This is a genomic window from Vibrio rotiferianus (assembly GCF_002214395.1).
Classification (GTDB): Bacteria; Pseudomonadota; Gammaproteobacteria; order Enterobacterales; family Vibrionaceae; genus Vibrio; species Vibrio rotiferianus.
The window spans coordinates 2,626,789-2,642,172 of sequence record NZ_CP018312.1 but is presented as its reverse complement, the minus strand read 5'-3'; the positions used below and the strand labels follow the sequence as shown (position 1 = coordinate 2,642,172).

Below are 15,384 nucleotides of genomic sequence, written 5' to 3'. Positions count from 1 at the left end.
CTGGCGGGCATAAAAAAGACCAGCACAAAATGCTGGTCAAAATAAAAAGGTTGGAAGGAACTGTTTTCTTTCTTCGCTACCAGCCATCGATACTACTGATGGCTGGATTTAATACTTAGAAAGAGGAAGTGAGCGCACTCCCTTTACGCAGAAAGCATCAGTGAATCTGCTTTTGCTTCTAGGTTTGTGCCGCCCATTAAATAGTCATCGATAGCACGGGCACATTCACGACCTTCGTTGATACAACGAACCACCAGAGATTGTCCTGTTCGCATATCACCAGCAGCAAATACACCTTCTTGGTTGGTAGCAAAACCTTGGGTTGCTACGTTACCGCGATCATCCAGCGCGATATCCAGTTGAGCAAGCACGCCAGTTGGTTCTGGGTGCAGGAAGCCCATCGCTAGGAATGCCATATCACATGGGATCACACGCTCGCTTCCTTCTACTTCTTTGAAGCTTGGGCGCTCGCCAGGTTTCGCATCTTGCCAAACGATATCAGCAAGACGAAGACCAGTGACTTCACCTTTGTCATTGCCGATGAACTCTTTGGTTAGGATATTCCAGTGACGATCAACACCTTCTTCATGAGACGTCGAAGTACGCAAGATCATTGGGTACTGTGGCCATGGCATATTTGCAGGGCGTTTCTCTGGTGGAATCGGCATGATTTCAACCTGAGTGATGCTTGTTGCGCCATGACGGTTAGAGGTACCCACACAGTCAGAGCCGGTATCACCACCACCGATAACGACAACATGTTTACCCGCGGCGTGAAGTTCTTCACCCTTAAGATCCATGTTGTTGGCACGGCGGTTGTTTTGACCTAGGAATTCCATTGCGAAGTGAACGCCTTTTAGCTCACGACCCGGAACTGGCAAATCACGAGGAACGGTTGAACCACCCGTTAGTAGAACCACATCGAATTCTTGACGAAGTTGCTGGGCATTCACATCAACACCAACGTGTTGGTTAACTTTGAATTCAATACCTGCTTCTGCCATCAAGTTAATCTTACGATCAATTACGTCCATACCCAGTTTGAAATCTGGGATACCAAAACGTAGCAGACCGCCTACTTTCTCGTCTCGTTCGTATACTGTCACAGTATGACCAGCACTGTTTAGTTGCTCAGCAGCCGCAAGGCCAGCAGGGCCAGAACCGATGATCGCAACGGTTTTACCAGTGCGAGAACGAGGTGTTTTCGGTTTGGCGTATCCTTCACGATACGCCGTTTCTACGATGGTTTTCTCGATATTACAGATGGTGATTGGGTCTTGGTTGATGCCAAGTACACAAGCACTTTCACATGGAGCAGGGCAAACTCGACCAGTGAACTCTGGGAAGTTATTCGTCGAGCTTAGAATGTTCCATGCTTCTTCCCAGCTATCACGATAAACCGCGTCGTTAAACTCTGGGATGATGTTACCGATAGGGCAGCCGTTATGACAAAACGGCACACCACAATCCATACAACGAGAAGCCTGAGTATTGATTTTGCTACCAAACTCCTCGTTCAGAACGAACTCTTTGTTGTTCTTGATACGTTCTGCTGGGTCGATCTTCTGTGGAAGTTCACGACCATGCTCTAAAAATCCAGTAGGCTTACCCATTACACTGCCTCCGCTTCAGTTTGTTGCGCTTCAGCTTTACGCTTTTGAAGAACCGCTTTGTAGTCACGCGGCATTACCTTAACCATAGAGGCTAGGCTTGCTTCAAAGTTGTCTAGGAAAGACTGAGCGACTTCACTTCCTGTGAATTGAACATGCTTGGTTAGCATGTCGAGTAATAGATCTTTGTCTTCTTGCTCGATTGGGTCTAGGTCAACCAGTTCTGGGTTCAGTTTCGACTCAAAGTCGCCTGATTTATCCCATACGTAAGCAACACCGCCACTCATACCTGCGGCAAAGTTACGACCTGTTGAACCAAGGATGATGGCAGCACCGCCAGTCATATATTCACAACCGTGGTCACCGACGCCTTCTACTACTACTTTCGCACCTGAGTTACGAACACAGAAACGTTCGCCAGCCATACCGCGAATGAAAGACTCACCCGAGGTTGCACCGTAGAAACATACGTTACCAACCACGATGTTATCTTCAGCGACAATGCTTGATTTCGCATCAGGGTACAGCACCAAGGTACCGCCAGATAAGCCTTTGCCCCAGTAGTCGTTTGCATCACCTTCCACTTCGAACTTCACGCCCTTAGCTAGGAATGCACCGAATGACTGACCTGCAGAGCCGTTGAACTTCACGTTCATTGGTTGAGGAAGGCCGGCATCTTTGTACACTTTCGAGATTTCGTTCGACAGCATGGTACCTGCAGAACGGTCCGTGTTAACGATAGGGAATTCGGCTGTCACCGCTTCACCTTTCTCGAGAGCAGGAATGGCAGCTTGAATCAGCTTACGGTCTAGTACTTCTTCTAAGTTGTGGTTCTGCTCTGCTTGGTTGAATACGCCGTCCGCTTCGCGTGGCTGTTCAACGTGTAGAACAGGAGATAGGTCTAGGTTCTTGTATTTCCAGTGAGAAACATCTTGGCGAATTTTCATTTTCTGACCTTGGCCTACCATCTCATCGATAGTGCGGAAGCCAAGTTCAGCCATGATTTCACGTAGACCTTGTGCCATGTATTGGAAGAAGGTTACGACGTCTTCTACGCGGCCATCAAAGCGCTCGCGAAGTGTCTTGTTTTGAGTCGCGATACCAACAGGACAGGTGTTCTTATGACACTTACGCATCATGATACAACCTTCAACCACCAAGGCTGCGGTTGCCACGCCCCATTCTTCTGCACCAAGTAGCGTTGCGACTGCAAGGTCGCGAGGTGTCTTCATCTGACCATCCGCTTGAACCACGATACGGTTACGTAGACCGTTCTTCAGTAGCGTTTGGTGCGTTTCTGCCAAGCCAAGTTCCCAAGGAAGACCTGTATGACGGATTGAAGACATTGGGGATGCACCTGTACCGCCGTCGAAACCTGCGATAAGTACAACGTCCGCTTTCGCTTTTGCTACACCAGAAGCGATCGTGCCTACGCCTGCTTCCGATACCAGTTTCACGTTTACACGACCCGCGCGGTTCGCGTTCTTCAAGTCGTAGATAAGCTGAGCCAAATCCTCGATTGAGTAGATATCGTGGTGTGGCGGTGGCGAGATAAGACCGACGCCCGGAGTTGAGTGACGTGTAGCACCGATCCAGTCATCTACTTTATCACCTGGTAGCTGACCACCTTCACCTGGTTTCGCACCTTGAGCCATCTTGATTTGTAGCTCATCAGCGTTGGTTAGGTAGTAAGAGGTTACGCCGAAACGACCTGAAGCCACCTGCTTGATCGCAGAGCGTTCCCAATCGCCGTTGTCTTTGCGTTCGAAACGCATTGGGTCTTCACCACCTTCACCAGAGTTCGATTTCGCGCCAAGGCGGTTCATCGCAACAGCCAGTGTGGAGTGTGCTTCGTAAGAAATAGAACCGAATGACATTGCACCGGTCGCGAAGCGTTTCACGATGCTTTCAATTGGCTCGACTTCGTCGATAGAGATAGAACCTGCTGGGTTCTTAATGAACTCAAGTTGGCTACGCAGGGTTACCGCGTTGTCACCTTGCTTATCTACAGCAGTCGCGTATTGCTTGAACTGATCGTAGTTCTTGTTACGCGTAGACTCTTGCAGTAGAGAAATGGTTTCTGGGTTGAAGAGGTGTTTCTCACCACGCTGTTTCCACTGGTAAACACCGCCAACATCCAACATTTGAATTGGGATTTCGCGTTGTGGGTAACCGATACGGTGACGGATCAGCACTTCTTTGGCGATATCATCAAGGGTTAGACCTTGGATACGAGAAACCGTACCTGTGAAGTACTTGTCGACCACTGATTTGTGGATACCTAAAGCTTCGAAGATTTGCGCGCCGTGGTACGACTGTAGCGTTGAAATACCCATCTTCGAGAAGATCTTCAGAAGACCGCCATTGATCGCTTTACGGTAGTTGTTGAACAGATCGCGAGGGTTCGCTTCTGGATCCAACTTCTTCGTACGTTGAAGTTCAATGATGGTTTCAATCACTAGGTAAGGGTTAACCGCATTCGCACCGTAACCAAGTAGCGTTGCAAAGTGGTGCGTTTCACGCGCGTCACCAGTTTCAACCACGATGTCACACTTCGCACGTAGACCTTTACGGATCAAGTGGTGGTGTACTGCGCCAACTGCCAGCATTGCTGGGATCGCCGCGTGGTTTGAGTTCACTGCACGGTCAGTGAGTAGGATGATTGAGTAACCATCGATAACCGCGTCTTCTGCGTATTGGCAAATACGTTTTAATGCGCGCTCAAGCTTGCCTTGATCTTCATTGGCTTGGAATACGATATCCAACGTCTTCGCTTGTAGGTGCTCGTTATCGATCGCACGCAGTTTTTCAAGCTCAGAGTTCGCCAGAACCGGCGATTCCAATTCGACTTTCTGACAGTGAAGTGGTGTTTCAGTCAGAAGGTTTTGGTCTTTACCCAAGTAAGTGTTCAGCGACATAACCATGCGCTCACGGATCGGGTCGATCGGTGGGTTAGTTACTTGTGCAAACAGCTGCTTGAAGTAGTTTGAAAGGTGCTGAGATTGATGAGATAGAACCGCAAGAGGCCAGTCGGCACCCATTGCTGATAATGGTTCTTTCGCATCATTCGCCATTGGAACGATGATTTCGTTCACTTCTTCAGTGCTCACACCGAAAGCTTGTTGACGGTGCAGTAAACGCTCTGGAGAAGGTTGGCTGAACTGGTTACTCGCATCTGGCAGCTTCTTCAAGCTCAGTAGATTTTCTTCTACCCACTTTTCGTAAGGCTGCGCTGTTGCGATGGTGTCTTTCACTTCTTCATCAGAGATGATGCGACCTTGCTCTAGGTCTGCAACGAAGATACGACCTGGTTGTAGACGACCACGGAACTCTACGTTCTCTGGTTCAATATCCACAACACCAGATTCTGATGCCATCACTAGGAAGTTATCTTTGGTCACAGTGTAGCGAGAAGGGCGCAGACCATTACGGTCGAGCGTCGCACCAACTTGAACACCGTCAGTAAAACACACTGAAGCAGGACCATCCCATGGTTCCATGATGTTCGCGTGGTATTGGTAGAACGCGCGACGCTTAGGATCCATGTTTTTGTTTTCTTGCCATGCTTCTGGGATCATCATCATCAATGCGTGTGGCAGGCTGCGACCAGAAAGAACTAGGAGCTCAAGTGCCATGTCAAAGTTAGATGAATCCGAGCTGCCTTCCTGACAGATAGGAAGAAGCATGTCGATTTCAGCCTGAGTAAACAGGTCGGACTCTAGAATTGCTTCACGGGCTTTCATCCAGTTCAAGTTACCGCGAACTGTATTGATTTCACCGTTGTGGGCAATGTAACGGAAAGGCTGTGCAAGACGCCATTTCGGGAAGGTATTGGTAGAGAAGCGAGAGTGTACTAGTGCCAGTGCGGTCACCATGGTCGGGTTTTGCAGATCAAGGAAGTACTGAGGTACTTGCTCGGTCGTTAACTGACCTTTGTACACCAATGTCTTGTAAGACATTGAGTTAATGTAGAAGTCGTCACCAATGTTTGAAACGCTTTCTAGGCAAACACGTACAGTGTAGTTACGAAGTACGTACAGTTTGCGCTCTAGCTCTTCAGGTGTGATGCCAGGGCCGCCAGAGATAAACACATGCTCAAACTGAGGCTCTGTGCTTAGTGGGTCTGCACCGATCATTGAGTTGTCGGTTGGCAAAACGCGGTAGCCGATAACTTCAAGGTCTAGACGCTGTGCGTTGCGTTCTAGAATGTCACGGCATTGTTCGCGTTTGTATTCGTCTTTCGGGAAAAGAACGACACCAACACCATACTTTTCAAACGAAGGCAGTTTAATGCCTAGCTTAACGGCTTCTTCTAATAGGAATTCATGAGGTTTTTGTAGCAAGATACCCGCGCCATCACCGCTGCATGGATCACAGCCTTGGCCACCACGGTGTTCCATGCGAGCCAGCATATCCAATGCTTGAGTCACTACTTCATGAGATTTACGGTTTTTAAGGTGAGCAACAAAACCGATACCACAAGCGTCATGCTCCAGCTCCGGAGTGTACAGACCCTGTGAATTTTGCTCTCTATCTACCATAGATACATCCTTCCAGTTCAATGTCGACGTAAGAATCCCAGACAGATCTCGGCTGTCTTAGGGACGTTCTGCACGTCTTATCCTTTATATTTATGATTCGCCACTGGCCGAGGTTGACCAGTCTTGATTCCTTTCCGTATCTCGCAGGAAAAATTTTGCGAGAAAAACAATCCTTGGTGATATCCCTTTATTTATTGCCACAATTTAGTGACTTATATAGGTGGGAGCGGGATAACACCGACAATTCCCGTCGTTGATATTGTAATAAAAGTCACAAAAACGGCGGGGTTGTGTAAGTATCCTACAATTTTGTGACTTCGGAATGCAACGAAAAGTCACCTTTGTGACCCAAATTTTTCGTTTAAATATGCACTTTTTGTTTAACATTTACGCAACATTGCAGGTTTTGGGTTGGTTTTATGCAGTTTTATTGATTTGGCTTCGTAGCGTGTTTGTTTGAATTCACTAGAATTGTTTGTTTTTTCTTGCAGGGATGTAATTTACTTACATTAATCGTATTGAGATTCATTACGGTTTACAAATGATGAGAATCTATGCAATTACATGAATTGGTCAACACACTAGGTCAAGACCTTCAACGTCGTTACGGCGAAAAAGTCCATAAGCTGACTTTACATGGTGGCTTTAGCTGCCCAAACCGAGATGGCACGATTGGTCGTGGCGGATGTACTTTTTGTAATGTTGCCTCTTTTGCTGACGAAGATGTTCAGATCAAAAGTATCCACGATCAATTGAAAGATCGCGCTGGAGAGATCCATCGAGCGAAGAAGTACCTAGCATATTTTCAGGCGTACACCAGTACCTATGCAGAAGTACAAGTTCTCAAAAACATGTATGAAGAAGCACTTAAGGCTGCTGATATCGTCGGCCTTTGTGTGGGCACTCGTCCTGATTGCGTTCCTGATGCGGTATTAGATCTGCTGTCGGATTACGTGAACCAAGGTTACGAGATTTGGCTGGAGCTAGGTCTTCAAACTGCCAACAATGACACCCTCAAGCGTATCAACCGAGGCCATGATTTTGAGTGCTACGCAGAAATCACCAAGCGTGCTCGTGCACTTGGTATCAAAGTGTGCACTCACCTGATCGTTGGTTTGCCGAAAGAGACACGCGACGACAACGTTGAAACACTGCGTAAAGTGCTTGAAGTCGGTACTGACGGCATCAAGCTTCACGGTCTACATATTGTCGAAGGCAGTACTATGGCAAAAGCGTGGCGTGCTGGAAAGCTGGAAGCGCCTGAGCTTGAAGAGTATGTGGCTATAGCCAGTGAAATGATCCGCATGACGCCGAAAGAGGTGATTTATCATCGCGTATCTTCAGCGGCACGTCGTCCAACCTTGCTATCACCACTGTGGTGTGAGAACCGCTGGCTCGCGATGACCGAAATTGGTCGCGCATTGGATCGAGAAGGCTCACAAGGTAGCTTAACTGGCGATGCTTTCATCTATAGCAAACCAGAATTAAAGGCAGATTGATTGATTAATAACTGATATATTTCTCACTGTTATTGAAATGGAACAGAAGAATGGATCAGTTATTTACTTGGCTATGGAGTGAGCAAAATGACTATGGACACGTCATTTTGCTCACTATAGTGAGTGCGGCTGTTTTAGCACTTATCCACTATCGCTATCAGCAAGCTCTCAAACAACTCATCACTGACTCTCCATATTCTGTATTTGTTATTGATGCTGGGCATGGACAGATCTTGCTTGCCAATGACTCCGCCACGCAATTCCTCGGCATTCGTGCACTAGGTGCGGGATTTCTCTATCCTGCTACTTTTCATACAAACGACTTACTTACCATAGTGTCTAGCTTTGCTAGTCGCTCTTTTCGTCAGCAACTGTTTGACTGGCACTTATCTGAAAGTGAAAGCACCAGAGTCGAGTTATCTGGGAGAAAGAGCTTTTACAACGGACATCGAGTTTGGATTCTGTATGCTCAACCTTATCAGGCTACATCAGTAGAATGCCAACAAGAGCAAGCTGAGCTGAATATGGCACGTTCTGCTCTGGATTCACTTTCGGAGCTGGTCTGTCTGCAGGATCAGCAAGGTAACTACTTGGCGACTAATCGCGCTTTTGATCTATTTTGGGAAGGGCGAAGGGAAGAAGCCGGTATCACGCCACATGACGCGTTGGCGACTAGAAAAACGGAACGGCGCTGGACTACTGATGTGAACGGGCGTAGTTGCCTCCTTGAAGTAAACCAGAGTGCGCTTGTTTCACAAGTGGGTGAACTGATTGGCACATTATCTATCAGTCATGATGTGACTGAATGGCACAAAATGCAGCAAAACCTGCGAGACGAGATGGAGCGTCGTAAAGATACCGAAGTTGCACTTGCTCAGCGCGATACCATTTTGCAGACCATTTTGGACGCAAGTCCCGATCCTATCGGTATTTTCAATGAAAACTTGGTTTATCAAGCTTGTAATAAACCATTCGTAAATGCTCTTGGTATTTCTGATGTGTCTGAGCTAATTGGAAAGCGTCTGCAAGATGTCATTCCTGAAGAACTATACCTGCGCTTAAAGGCAAGCGATGTTCAGGCTCTTAATGATGCGGAACCCGTCAGGTATATCGATAAAATTCTCACATCAGATGGCCATTACACTTGGTTTGATGTGGTTAAGTCTCCCTTTAAAGATAAAGCTTCTGGTACCAACGGAGTGCTAATTATGGCTCGTGATATTTCTGAGCGATATTTAGCCGAGCAGAAGTTAGAAGAAGCCAACCTTGAATTAGAAAAGCTCAGTTTCCTAGACAGTTTGACCCAGGTAGCAAACCGTCGTCGATTTGATGAACAGCTGCATACATTGTGGTATCACCACGTTAGAGAAAAACTCCCATTGACCATTATGCTTTGTGACATAGACTTCTTTAAAGATTTCAACGACAGCTATGGGCACCAAAAAGGAGATGAAGCATTGGTACAGGTTGCTAATGTTTTTAAAGCTGTCGTTAACCGTTCTTCGGACTGTGTTGCGCGTTATGGTGGGGAAGAATTCGCTTTTATTTTACCCAATACGACGACACAAGGGGCGGAGCAAGTTGCGCAGCGCATCCATCAACAAGTTCACCAAGCGGCCATTGGCCACATGAGTTCAGAGGTTGCCCAAAGCTTAACAGTTAGTATTGGCTTCGTTTCTTATGTTCCGCAGCATGGGGATGAGCCAGAAATGGGCGTCGCCATGGCAGATAGTGCACTGTACCAAGCAAAAGCCGATGGTCGTGACCGCACCCGTATTCATCCCAGCTCGTTGTAGCGCTTTGTGACCGCTTACTCTAACTTGAGCGTGGGTGGTTTTAATCACCGTATTAAACACGTTAAACTGCGAACAACGTAGCATAAGTCTGTGATATCTCTTGTGACTCGCTTTAGTTACAACAATGCCGTTTTCCTTAATCTGTCTGATACGCAAGTTGAAGTCGGTTGCCTAGCTTGTTCCTTGGAGTAGTGAATGAAGCCCATGAAAAATCTCGCCCAGTATTACGTTGATCTGTTGGTCAAGCTGGGGATTGTCCGTTTCTCAATATTGCTAGCACTGGCGCTGGTTGCCTTAGCAGTCGTGGTGCAAGTCGGAATTACGCTCGCATTGAAGGGCAGTGTTGATGATATCGATATTGTACGGTCGGTTTTTTTTGGGCTGCTGATTACACCTTGGGCGGTTTATTTCTTGTCCGTTGTTGTGGACCAACTTGAAGAGTCACGTCAAAGGCTGACCAAGTTAGTCTCTAAGCTTAAAGATATGCGTTCTCGTGACCAAGAGCTCAACTTCCAACTGCAGCAAAATATTGAAAAACTTAATCAAGAGATCGAAGAGCGTATTAAAGCTGAGGAAGCTCGTGAAGAAGCAATGCAAGATTTAGAAAATGAAGTCTTCCAACGTGAGCGAACACAACTCGAATTAGCTGAGCGTACTGCACTTTTGCGATCCTTTATCGATGCTTCACCAGATCTTATTTATTACCGTAATGCTGACGGAGTTTTCTCTGGCTGTAACCGCGCGATGGAAGAGCTAACTGGTAAGAAAGAGCATCAACTTGTTGGTTTGAGTCCTTGGGATGTTTACAGTAAAGAAGTGGCTGAGCATATCGTCGATACTGACCAAAAAGTTTTTGCTGATAACCAAGCATTAACTTACGAGCAATGGTTGGATTACCCTGACGGTCGCAAGCACTACTTTGAATTACGTAAAGTGCCGTTTTACAGCAAAGATGGTCGCCACCTCGGATTGGTTGGCTTTGGCCGTGATATTACTGAGCGTAAGCGTCATGAAGAGTCTTTAGAAAAAGCTAGCCGAGACAAAACCACCTTTATCTCTACCATCAGCCATGAACTTCGAACTCCGCTAAACGGAATTGTGGGGCTGAGCCGTATGCTACTCGATAGTCAGTTGACTGAAGAGCAGCGGAAGCATATGCAAACCATCAATGTGAGCGCTATTACCCTAGGTAATATTTTCAACGACATTATCGATATGGATAAATTCGATCGTCGTAAACTGGAGCTGCTACCTGTGCCGCTCAATTTTGAAGACTTTGTCGCGGAAATTGAGAGCATCTCGGCATTAATGGCAGAACAAAAAGGGCTGCGCTTTGACTTAGAGCGTCTAAGTTCGTTGCCGAAGGCGATTGAAGTGGATGCTACCCGTCTGCGTCAGGTTATTTGGAATCTGGTTAGCAATGCGATGAAGTTCACCAAAGAAGGTGGCGTCGTAATGACGGTAAGTGCGGACGTTGAAGAAGAATATGCAACCATCATCATTGAGGTGGAAGACACCGGTATTGGTATACCTGAGGATGAGGTGGAAAAGATCTTTGCCATGTATTACCAAGTTAAATCGGGTAAAGACAACCTTCATGCTGTCGGTACTGGCATCGGATTAGCCGTGTCGAAGCAGTTAATCAATATGATGGATGGTGATATCACAGTGGCAAGTGAAGAGGGCTTTGGCAGTACTTTCACTGTGTCGATTCATGTACCGGTGGTTGAGCTTGAAGAGCCAATTATCGACGCGAAACGTGACAATATGCACCTTAATATCTTTATGGTTGAAGATATTGAACTTAACGTTACTGTGGCGAAGTCTTTACTTGAAAGCCTAGGCCATTCAGTCACTGTTGCCATGACAGGTGAAGAAGCGTTGGTGAACTTTGTGCCAGATGAATACGACTTGGCATTGCTTGATATCCAATTGCCGGACATGACAGGTTTTGATGTCGCTAAGTACTACCGTGAGCACTATGACAATCTACCTCCGCTGGTGGCGCTAACTGCGAATGTAATGAAAGATCGTCGAGAGTATTTAGACAATGGTATGGACGATGCAATCAGCAAGCCTCTCGCAGTACAGGCTCTTCAAGCTGTTATTGATAAATTCTTCGCTAATCGTGTTGACGGGCAAGAAGAAACAGTTGTCGACCAGAAGGTGATAGAGGACGAGGTATCTGCACCATCTCCAGTGATTGAGACGCACTTGTTGGATTTGGATATGTTAGAGTCTTATGTCGATATTGTGGGCGTGAAGCCTGTGTACGATAGCATTAAAATGTTTGAAGATATGATGCCTGATTATATTGAGGTACTGGACTCGAACATGACGGCGAAAGACCAAGATGGCATTGTCTCTGAAGCGCATAAAATTAAAGGTGCTGCAGGGTCTATTGGTCTCAAACATATTCAAAGCGTCGCCCAGAAAGCTCAGTCACCAGATATGCCTGCATGGTGGGAGAACATCTCTGACTGGGTTGAAGAGATTAAAAACGAATATCAAAATGATATTCAAGTACTGAAGAGTTGGTTGGAACAGAGGAAATAACATGAAGAAAATCGCGTCAGCAGCGTTAGCCGTCGCTCTCTTAGCTGGTTGCAGTTCTGCTCCACAGGTAGGTTGGCAAGAAGACAGTCAAATTACAATGAATCAAGTGAATGTTGAACTGAAAAGTAACCTATGGGTCAACATGATGCCGACTATTGGTGAAGTTCAAGAACAAAACGTACATGGTGCGTTGTATCTGCAAGCCGATAAAGATCTCCCTGCAAACCTTACGGTGGAATCACTGATTTTAAAGCAAGGGGATTCAGAGTGGGTGATTGATGGCGACCTTCTAGAACTAAGAACGCACAGTGAAAATCAGTGGGAAGTCGCGTTTGTATGGCAAATTGAAGCGGATACAGAAAAGCCGATAGATTTAGCGTTACTATTGGATGATGCGGGTAAAACAGGCTGGCTAGTTGAGAAAAACATTAAAATCGACAAAGTATACTGATCTTACCAAGTACCAGATAAAAAAAGGGCTTGCTCATGGAGCAAGCCCTTAATGTTTGTATTGTAGCGATTAGTCTTCTAGGTCGCCACAGAAACGGTAACCTTCACCGTGAATAGTCGCGATGATTTCAGGTGTACCTGATACTGATTCAAAATGCTTACGAATGCGACGGATGGTTACGTCTACTGTGCGGTCGTGTGGCTTAAGCTCACGACCAGTCATTTTCTTCAGTAGATCTGCACGAGTTTGGATCTTGCCTGGGTTTTCACAGAAGTGAAGTAGTGCACGGAACTCTGAGCGAGGTAGCTTGTAGCCTTCACCAGCAGGGCTCACTAGCGAGCGGCTGTTGATGTCTAGTACCCAACCATTGAACACGTACTTCTCTACTGAGCGTTTCTCTTCTTGAACAGCGTTAGTGCTCATTGAGCGGCTTAGTAGGTTACGTGCACGGATAGTCAGTTCACGTGGGTTGAAAGGCTTAGTGATGTAATCATCAGCGCCGATTTCAAGACCTAGGATCTTGTCTACTTCATTGTCACGACCAGTTAAGAACATTAGCGCGATATTTGCTTGCTCACGTAGTTCACGAGCTAGCAGTAGGCCGTTCTTACCTGGAAGATTAATATCCATGATTACCAAGTTGATTGAATTTTCAGACAACACTTGGTGCATCTCTTCACCGTCGCTGGCTTCGAAAACAGCGTATCCCTCTGCTTCAAAAATACTCTTAAGAGTGTTACGAGTTACTTGCTCATCTTCTACGATAAGAATCTGCGGGGTTTGCATTGGCGGTACCTAAATTTGTGACAAAATTGTGCTAATAGAATAAATTCTAGGCAAAAATATAACATACAGGTAATGTGATTTTGATAATAAAACAAGTTGATCAAAAAAACACTTCTTTCAGTTATCCGCCTTCCTTGGAATCTTGCCAACTCACCAGTGTCCGATGGCGACTTTATTCTATAGGGTTTGTTTACCTTTCAAATCCAAGCTTTACGGGCCTGAAACGTAAACACCCTAAGATATGGAGCGAATTTTATATTGTTAACAGCATGCTAACAATGCTCAAATGTTAATTCCATTCAGTTTGTTGATTTACATCAATTGATGAAATGTAACCGTTATTAATCGTTTAAGAGATATGATAGAAAAAAGTAATACGAACATAGACGCAGCGTTATGGCATGCTTATTCAGAGTCATACTTTCGGTTTGAGCAAGAGTGGAGCTCTCATCAGTATGCTGTCATAACTGCTTGGAACCCATACAGTAAATTGCGGTCAAACAAAGAGAACTGCATAAGTAATTACGAGCTAGAGCAATGCTTGAAAGGGATGAAATATGTTCCTGTCACTGTCGGTGATAAAGGTTTTCAATGGTTTGAAGAAAGCTATGCTGTAGAAATAAAACCACAAAAGGCGATAGCTCTTGCTAAAATTTTTAAGCAAAACGCAATTTATTACGTTGTGGATGGTGAACTGTATTTAATCTCCTGTGTAGGTGAAGAAACTCGCCAAGTGCTCGGAGAGATCAGTGATAAGCTCGTATAAAAGGATAATATTTACTTAAGATGCTCTCGCTCTTGAGTAAAAAATTCACGGAGGAAATATGAGAGATATAACACCAGATATTTGTGACCAGTTTGAAGATCAGGTAACGCTATTGAGTTTACCGCTGCAGAACTTTGGTCAACGAACCGCTTTTCATGGCGAAATCGTCACAGTGCGTTGCTATCATGATAATTCTAAAGTGCGAGAAGTATTAGGTGAGGATGGTACCGGAAAAGTCCTGATTGTTGATGGCCATGGCTCATGTCAAAAAGCGTTACTCGGAGACCAGTTGGCCATTCTTGGTATCGAAAATGGCTGGGAAGGGATTATTGTCTTCGGTGCTATCCGTGATGTCGCTCAGATGTCACAAATGGATATCGGCATTCAAGCTTTAGGTACTTGCCCATTTAAAACTGAGAAGCGTGGGGTAGGGGAAGTTAATGTGACACTGACGATGCAGAATCAGATCGTGCAGCCTAAGCATCACGTGTATGCAGATTGGAATGGCGTATTGATTTCAAAAGAAGCGCTAGACTTTTAAAAGCGGAAACCTAACCCCACTTCAAAGCCTTGTTGCCAATCTTGATAGTCCAGCGTGGCATGAATATCGAGATTGTCCGTTATCTTAACGCGACTCGAAACTTCGGCAGCAAGGCTACTGTCATCTTCTTTGATGCCGTCAGCACTTTCTGCTTTGTAGGAGCGAACGGTACTTTTCAGCGTAACACGATCGTTATATTGGTAGCTTATGCCGCTTAAAAAACCGCTCTGATTTTGAGTCGGTGAGTTATTAACGCGAGCACCTACGTAAAGATCGACGGAATCAAGCAGTTCATATGCGTAACCACCATCGATATTCCAAACATCAAAACTGTCATTTTGATAATTTTCACTAGAAATGAAAAGCTTATGAGGGGAAGGTGCCGTTTTACCTGGTAGAGGAGGCAATGTGTTTGCTAGAGATATTGCAGGCAGTACAAGGACAAGCAGGCACAATAGGACTTTCATCATCACCACTCCTTGTCATTTCAATCATTATTGGTATTGCCATCGGCTTTCAAATTATTAAAGCACATATTATGAAAGCTGGCTCATTAATTTTGCTTATATTTTGATCTTCTGAACTTTGGTCATAGCCAAGCTATCGTGAATTAAAGTACGGCATTGGCAGAATTTTGATCAACGTTACCCAGAAATGGATCTTACTGTTGGATCTCATAAGATCGAGAACTTGGGATCTAGTAGTATAGAGGTAGTTTTTTACCTGTTTTGCGGAGCTGTTCAAATCTTTGTAATAAAAGTCTTTTTTGAAATTTAAATCAGCACGTCTTTTCAATCTCGAACGTAAAATATACAAGTTTTTTGTTGACTCTAGTTAA

The 15,384-nt window shown here is 45.5% G+C and carries 10 protein-coding genes; 6 read left to right on the top strand and 4 right to left on the bottom strand.

Annotation, left to right across the window (positions count from 1 at the left end; translation table 11 throughout):
- Positions 1-143 precede the first annotated feature (143 nt).
- Positions 144-1,613 (bottom strand): glutamate synthase subunit beta, encoded by a 1,470-nt coding sequence (locus BSZ04_RS21340; RefSeq protein ID WP_088881322.1) that lies wholly within the window; start codon positions 1,611-1,613, stop codon positions 144-146.
- Entirely contained in the window at positions 1,613-6,151 is a 4,539-nt protein-coding gene (gene gltB / locus BSZ04_RS21335; RefSeq protein ID WP_088881321.1) for a glutamate synthase large subunit, read from the bottom strand. The genes BSZ04_RS21340 and gltB overlap by 1 nt, the downstream gene beginning before the upstream one ends.
- Positions 6,152-6,705: 554 nt before the next feature.
- On the opposite strand from gltB, the gene mnmL reads away from it, so the two are divergent.
- From mnmL to BSZ04_RS21315, 4 genes are all read left to right on the top strand, one after another.
- Complete coding sequence (mnmL, locus tag BSZ04_RS21330; protein WP_045386578.1) at positions 6,706-7,650, top strand: tRNA modification radical SAM protein MnmL/YtqA; 945 nt, start codon at positions 6,706-6,708, stop codon at positions 7,648-7,650.
- Between the two features lie 50 nt (positions 7,651-7,700).
- Complete coding sequence (locus tag BSZ04_RS21325; RefSeq protein WP_010445918.1) at positions 7,701-9,446, top strand: sensor domain-containing diguanylate cyclase; 1,746 nt, start codon at positions 7,701-7,703, stop codon at positions 9,444-9,446.
- A 195-nt stretch (positions 9,447-9,641) separates the two neighbouring features.
- Positions 9,642-12,002 carry an aerobic respiration two-component sensor histidine kinase ArcB gene (arcB, locus tag BSZ04_RS21320; RefSeq protein WP_010445920.1) on the top strand — a complete coding sequence of 787 codons (2,361 nt, stop codon included), beginning with the start codon at positions 9,642-9,644 and terminating at the stop codon, positions 12,000-12,002.
- A gap of 1 nt (position 12,003) precedes the next feature.
- The gene (locus BSZ04_RS21315) at positions 12,004-12,453 is read left to right on the top strand and encodes a lipoprotein (RefSeq protein ID WP_010445922.1); all 450 of its coding nucleotides are present in this window, start codon (positions 12,004-12,006) and stop codon (positions 12,451-12,453) included.
- A gap of 69 nt (positions 12,454-12,522) precedes the next feature.
- Here the strand turns inward: BSZ04_RS21315 and arcA are convergent, their stop codons facing one another.
- Positions 12,523-13,239, bottom strand: a complete 717-nt coding sequence (gene arcA, locus BSZ04_RS21310) for a two-component system response regulator ArcA (RefSeq protein WP_010445924.1) — start codon at positions 13,237-13,239, stop codon at positions 12,523-12,525.
- A gap of 358 nt (positions 13,240-13,597) precedes the next feature.
- Between arcA and BSZ04_RS21305 the strand changes: the two genes are divergently transcribed.
- Together BSZ04_RS21305 and BSZ04_RS21300 are read left to right on the top strand one after the other, a co-directional pair.
- Positions 13,598-14,005 (top strand): DUF3293 domain-containing protein, encoded by a 408-nt coding sequence (locus BSZ04_RS21305; protein ID WP_088881320.1) that lies wholly within the window; start codon positions 13,598-13,600, stop codon positions 14,003-14,005.
- A gap of 58 nt (positions 14,006-14,063) precedes the next feature.
- Positions 14,064-14,546, top strand: coding sequence for a putative 4-hydroxy-4-methyl-2-oxoglutarate aldolase (locus BSZ04_RS21300; RefSeq protein ID WP_010445928.1), 483 nt, complete (start codon positions 14,064-14,066; stop codon positions 14,544-14,546).
- On the opposite strand, the gene BSZ04_RS21295 is transcribed toward BSZ04_RS21300, so the two are convergent.
- Positions 14,543-15,013 (bottom strand): hypothetical protein, encoded by a 471-nt coding sequence (locus BSZ04_RS21295; RefSeq protein WP_010445930.1) that lies wholly within the window; start codon positions 15,011-15,013, stop codon positions 14,543-14,545. The two genes, BSZ04_RS21300 and BSZ04_RS21295, sit on opposite strands and share 4 nt — an antisense overlap.
- Between the last annotated feature and the right edge of the window lie 371 nt (positions 15,014-15,384).

What these genes read in the sequence shown, in the direction of transcription:
- BSZ04_RS21340 (WP_088881322.1), bottom strand. Translation starts at nt 1,613, where the DNA reads ATGGGTAAGCCTACTGGATTTTTAGAGCATGGTCGTGAACTTCCACAG.
- gltB (WP_088881321.1), bottom strand. Translation starts at nt 6,151, where the DNA reads ATGGTAGATAGAGAGCAAAATTCACAGGGTCTGTACACTCCGGAGCTG.
- mnmL (WP_045386578.1), top strand. Translation starts at nt 6,706, where the DNA reads ATGCAATTACATGAATTGGTCAACACACTAGGTCAAGACCTTCAACGT.
- BSZ04_RS21325 (WP_010445918.1), top strand. Translation starts at nt 7,701, where the DNA reads ATGGATCAGTTATTTACTTGGCTATGGAGTGAGCAAAATGACTATGGA.
- arcB (WP_010445920.1), top strand. Translation starts at nt 9,642, where the DNA reads ATGAAGCCCATGAAAAATCTCGCCCAGTATTACGTTGATCTGTTGGTC.
- BSZ04_RS21315 (WP_010445922.1), top strand. Translation starts at nt 12,004, where the DNA reads ATGAAGAAAATCGCGTCAGCAGCGTTAGCCGTCGCTCTCTTAGCTGGT.
- arcA (WP_010445924.1), bottom strand. Translation starts at nt 13,239, where the DNA reads ATGCAAACCCCGCAGATTCTTATCGTAGAAGATGAGCAAGTAACTCGT.
- BSZ04_RS21305 (WP_088881320.1), top strand. Translation starts at nt 13,598, where the DNA reads ATGATAGAAAAAAGTAATACGAACATAGACGCAGCGTTATGGCATGCT.
- BSZ04_RS21300 (WP_010445928.1), top strand. Translation starts at nt 14,064, where the DNA reads ATGAGAGATATAACACCAGATATTTGTGACCAGTTTGAAGATCAGGTA.
- BSZ04_RS21295 (WP_010445930.1), bottom strand. Translation starts at nt 15,013, where the DNA reads ATGAAAGTCCTATTGTGCCTGCTTGTCCTTGTACTGCCTGCAATATCT.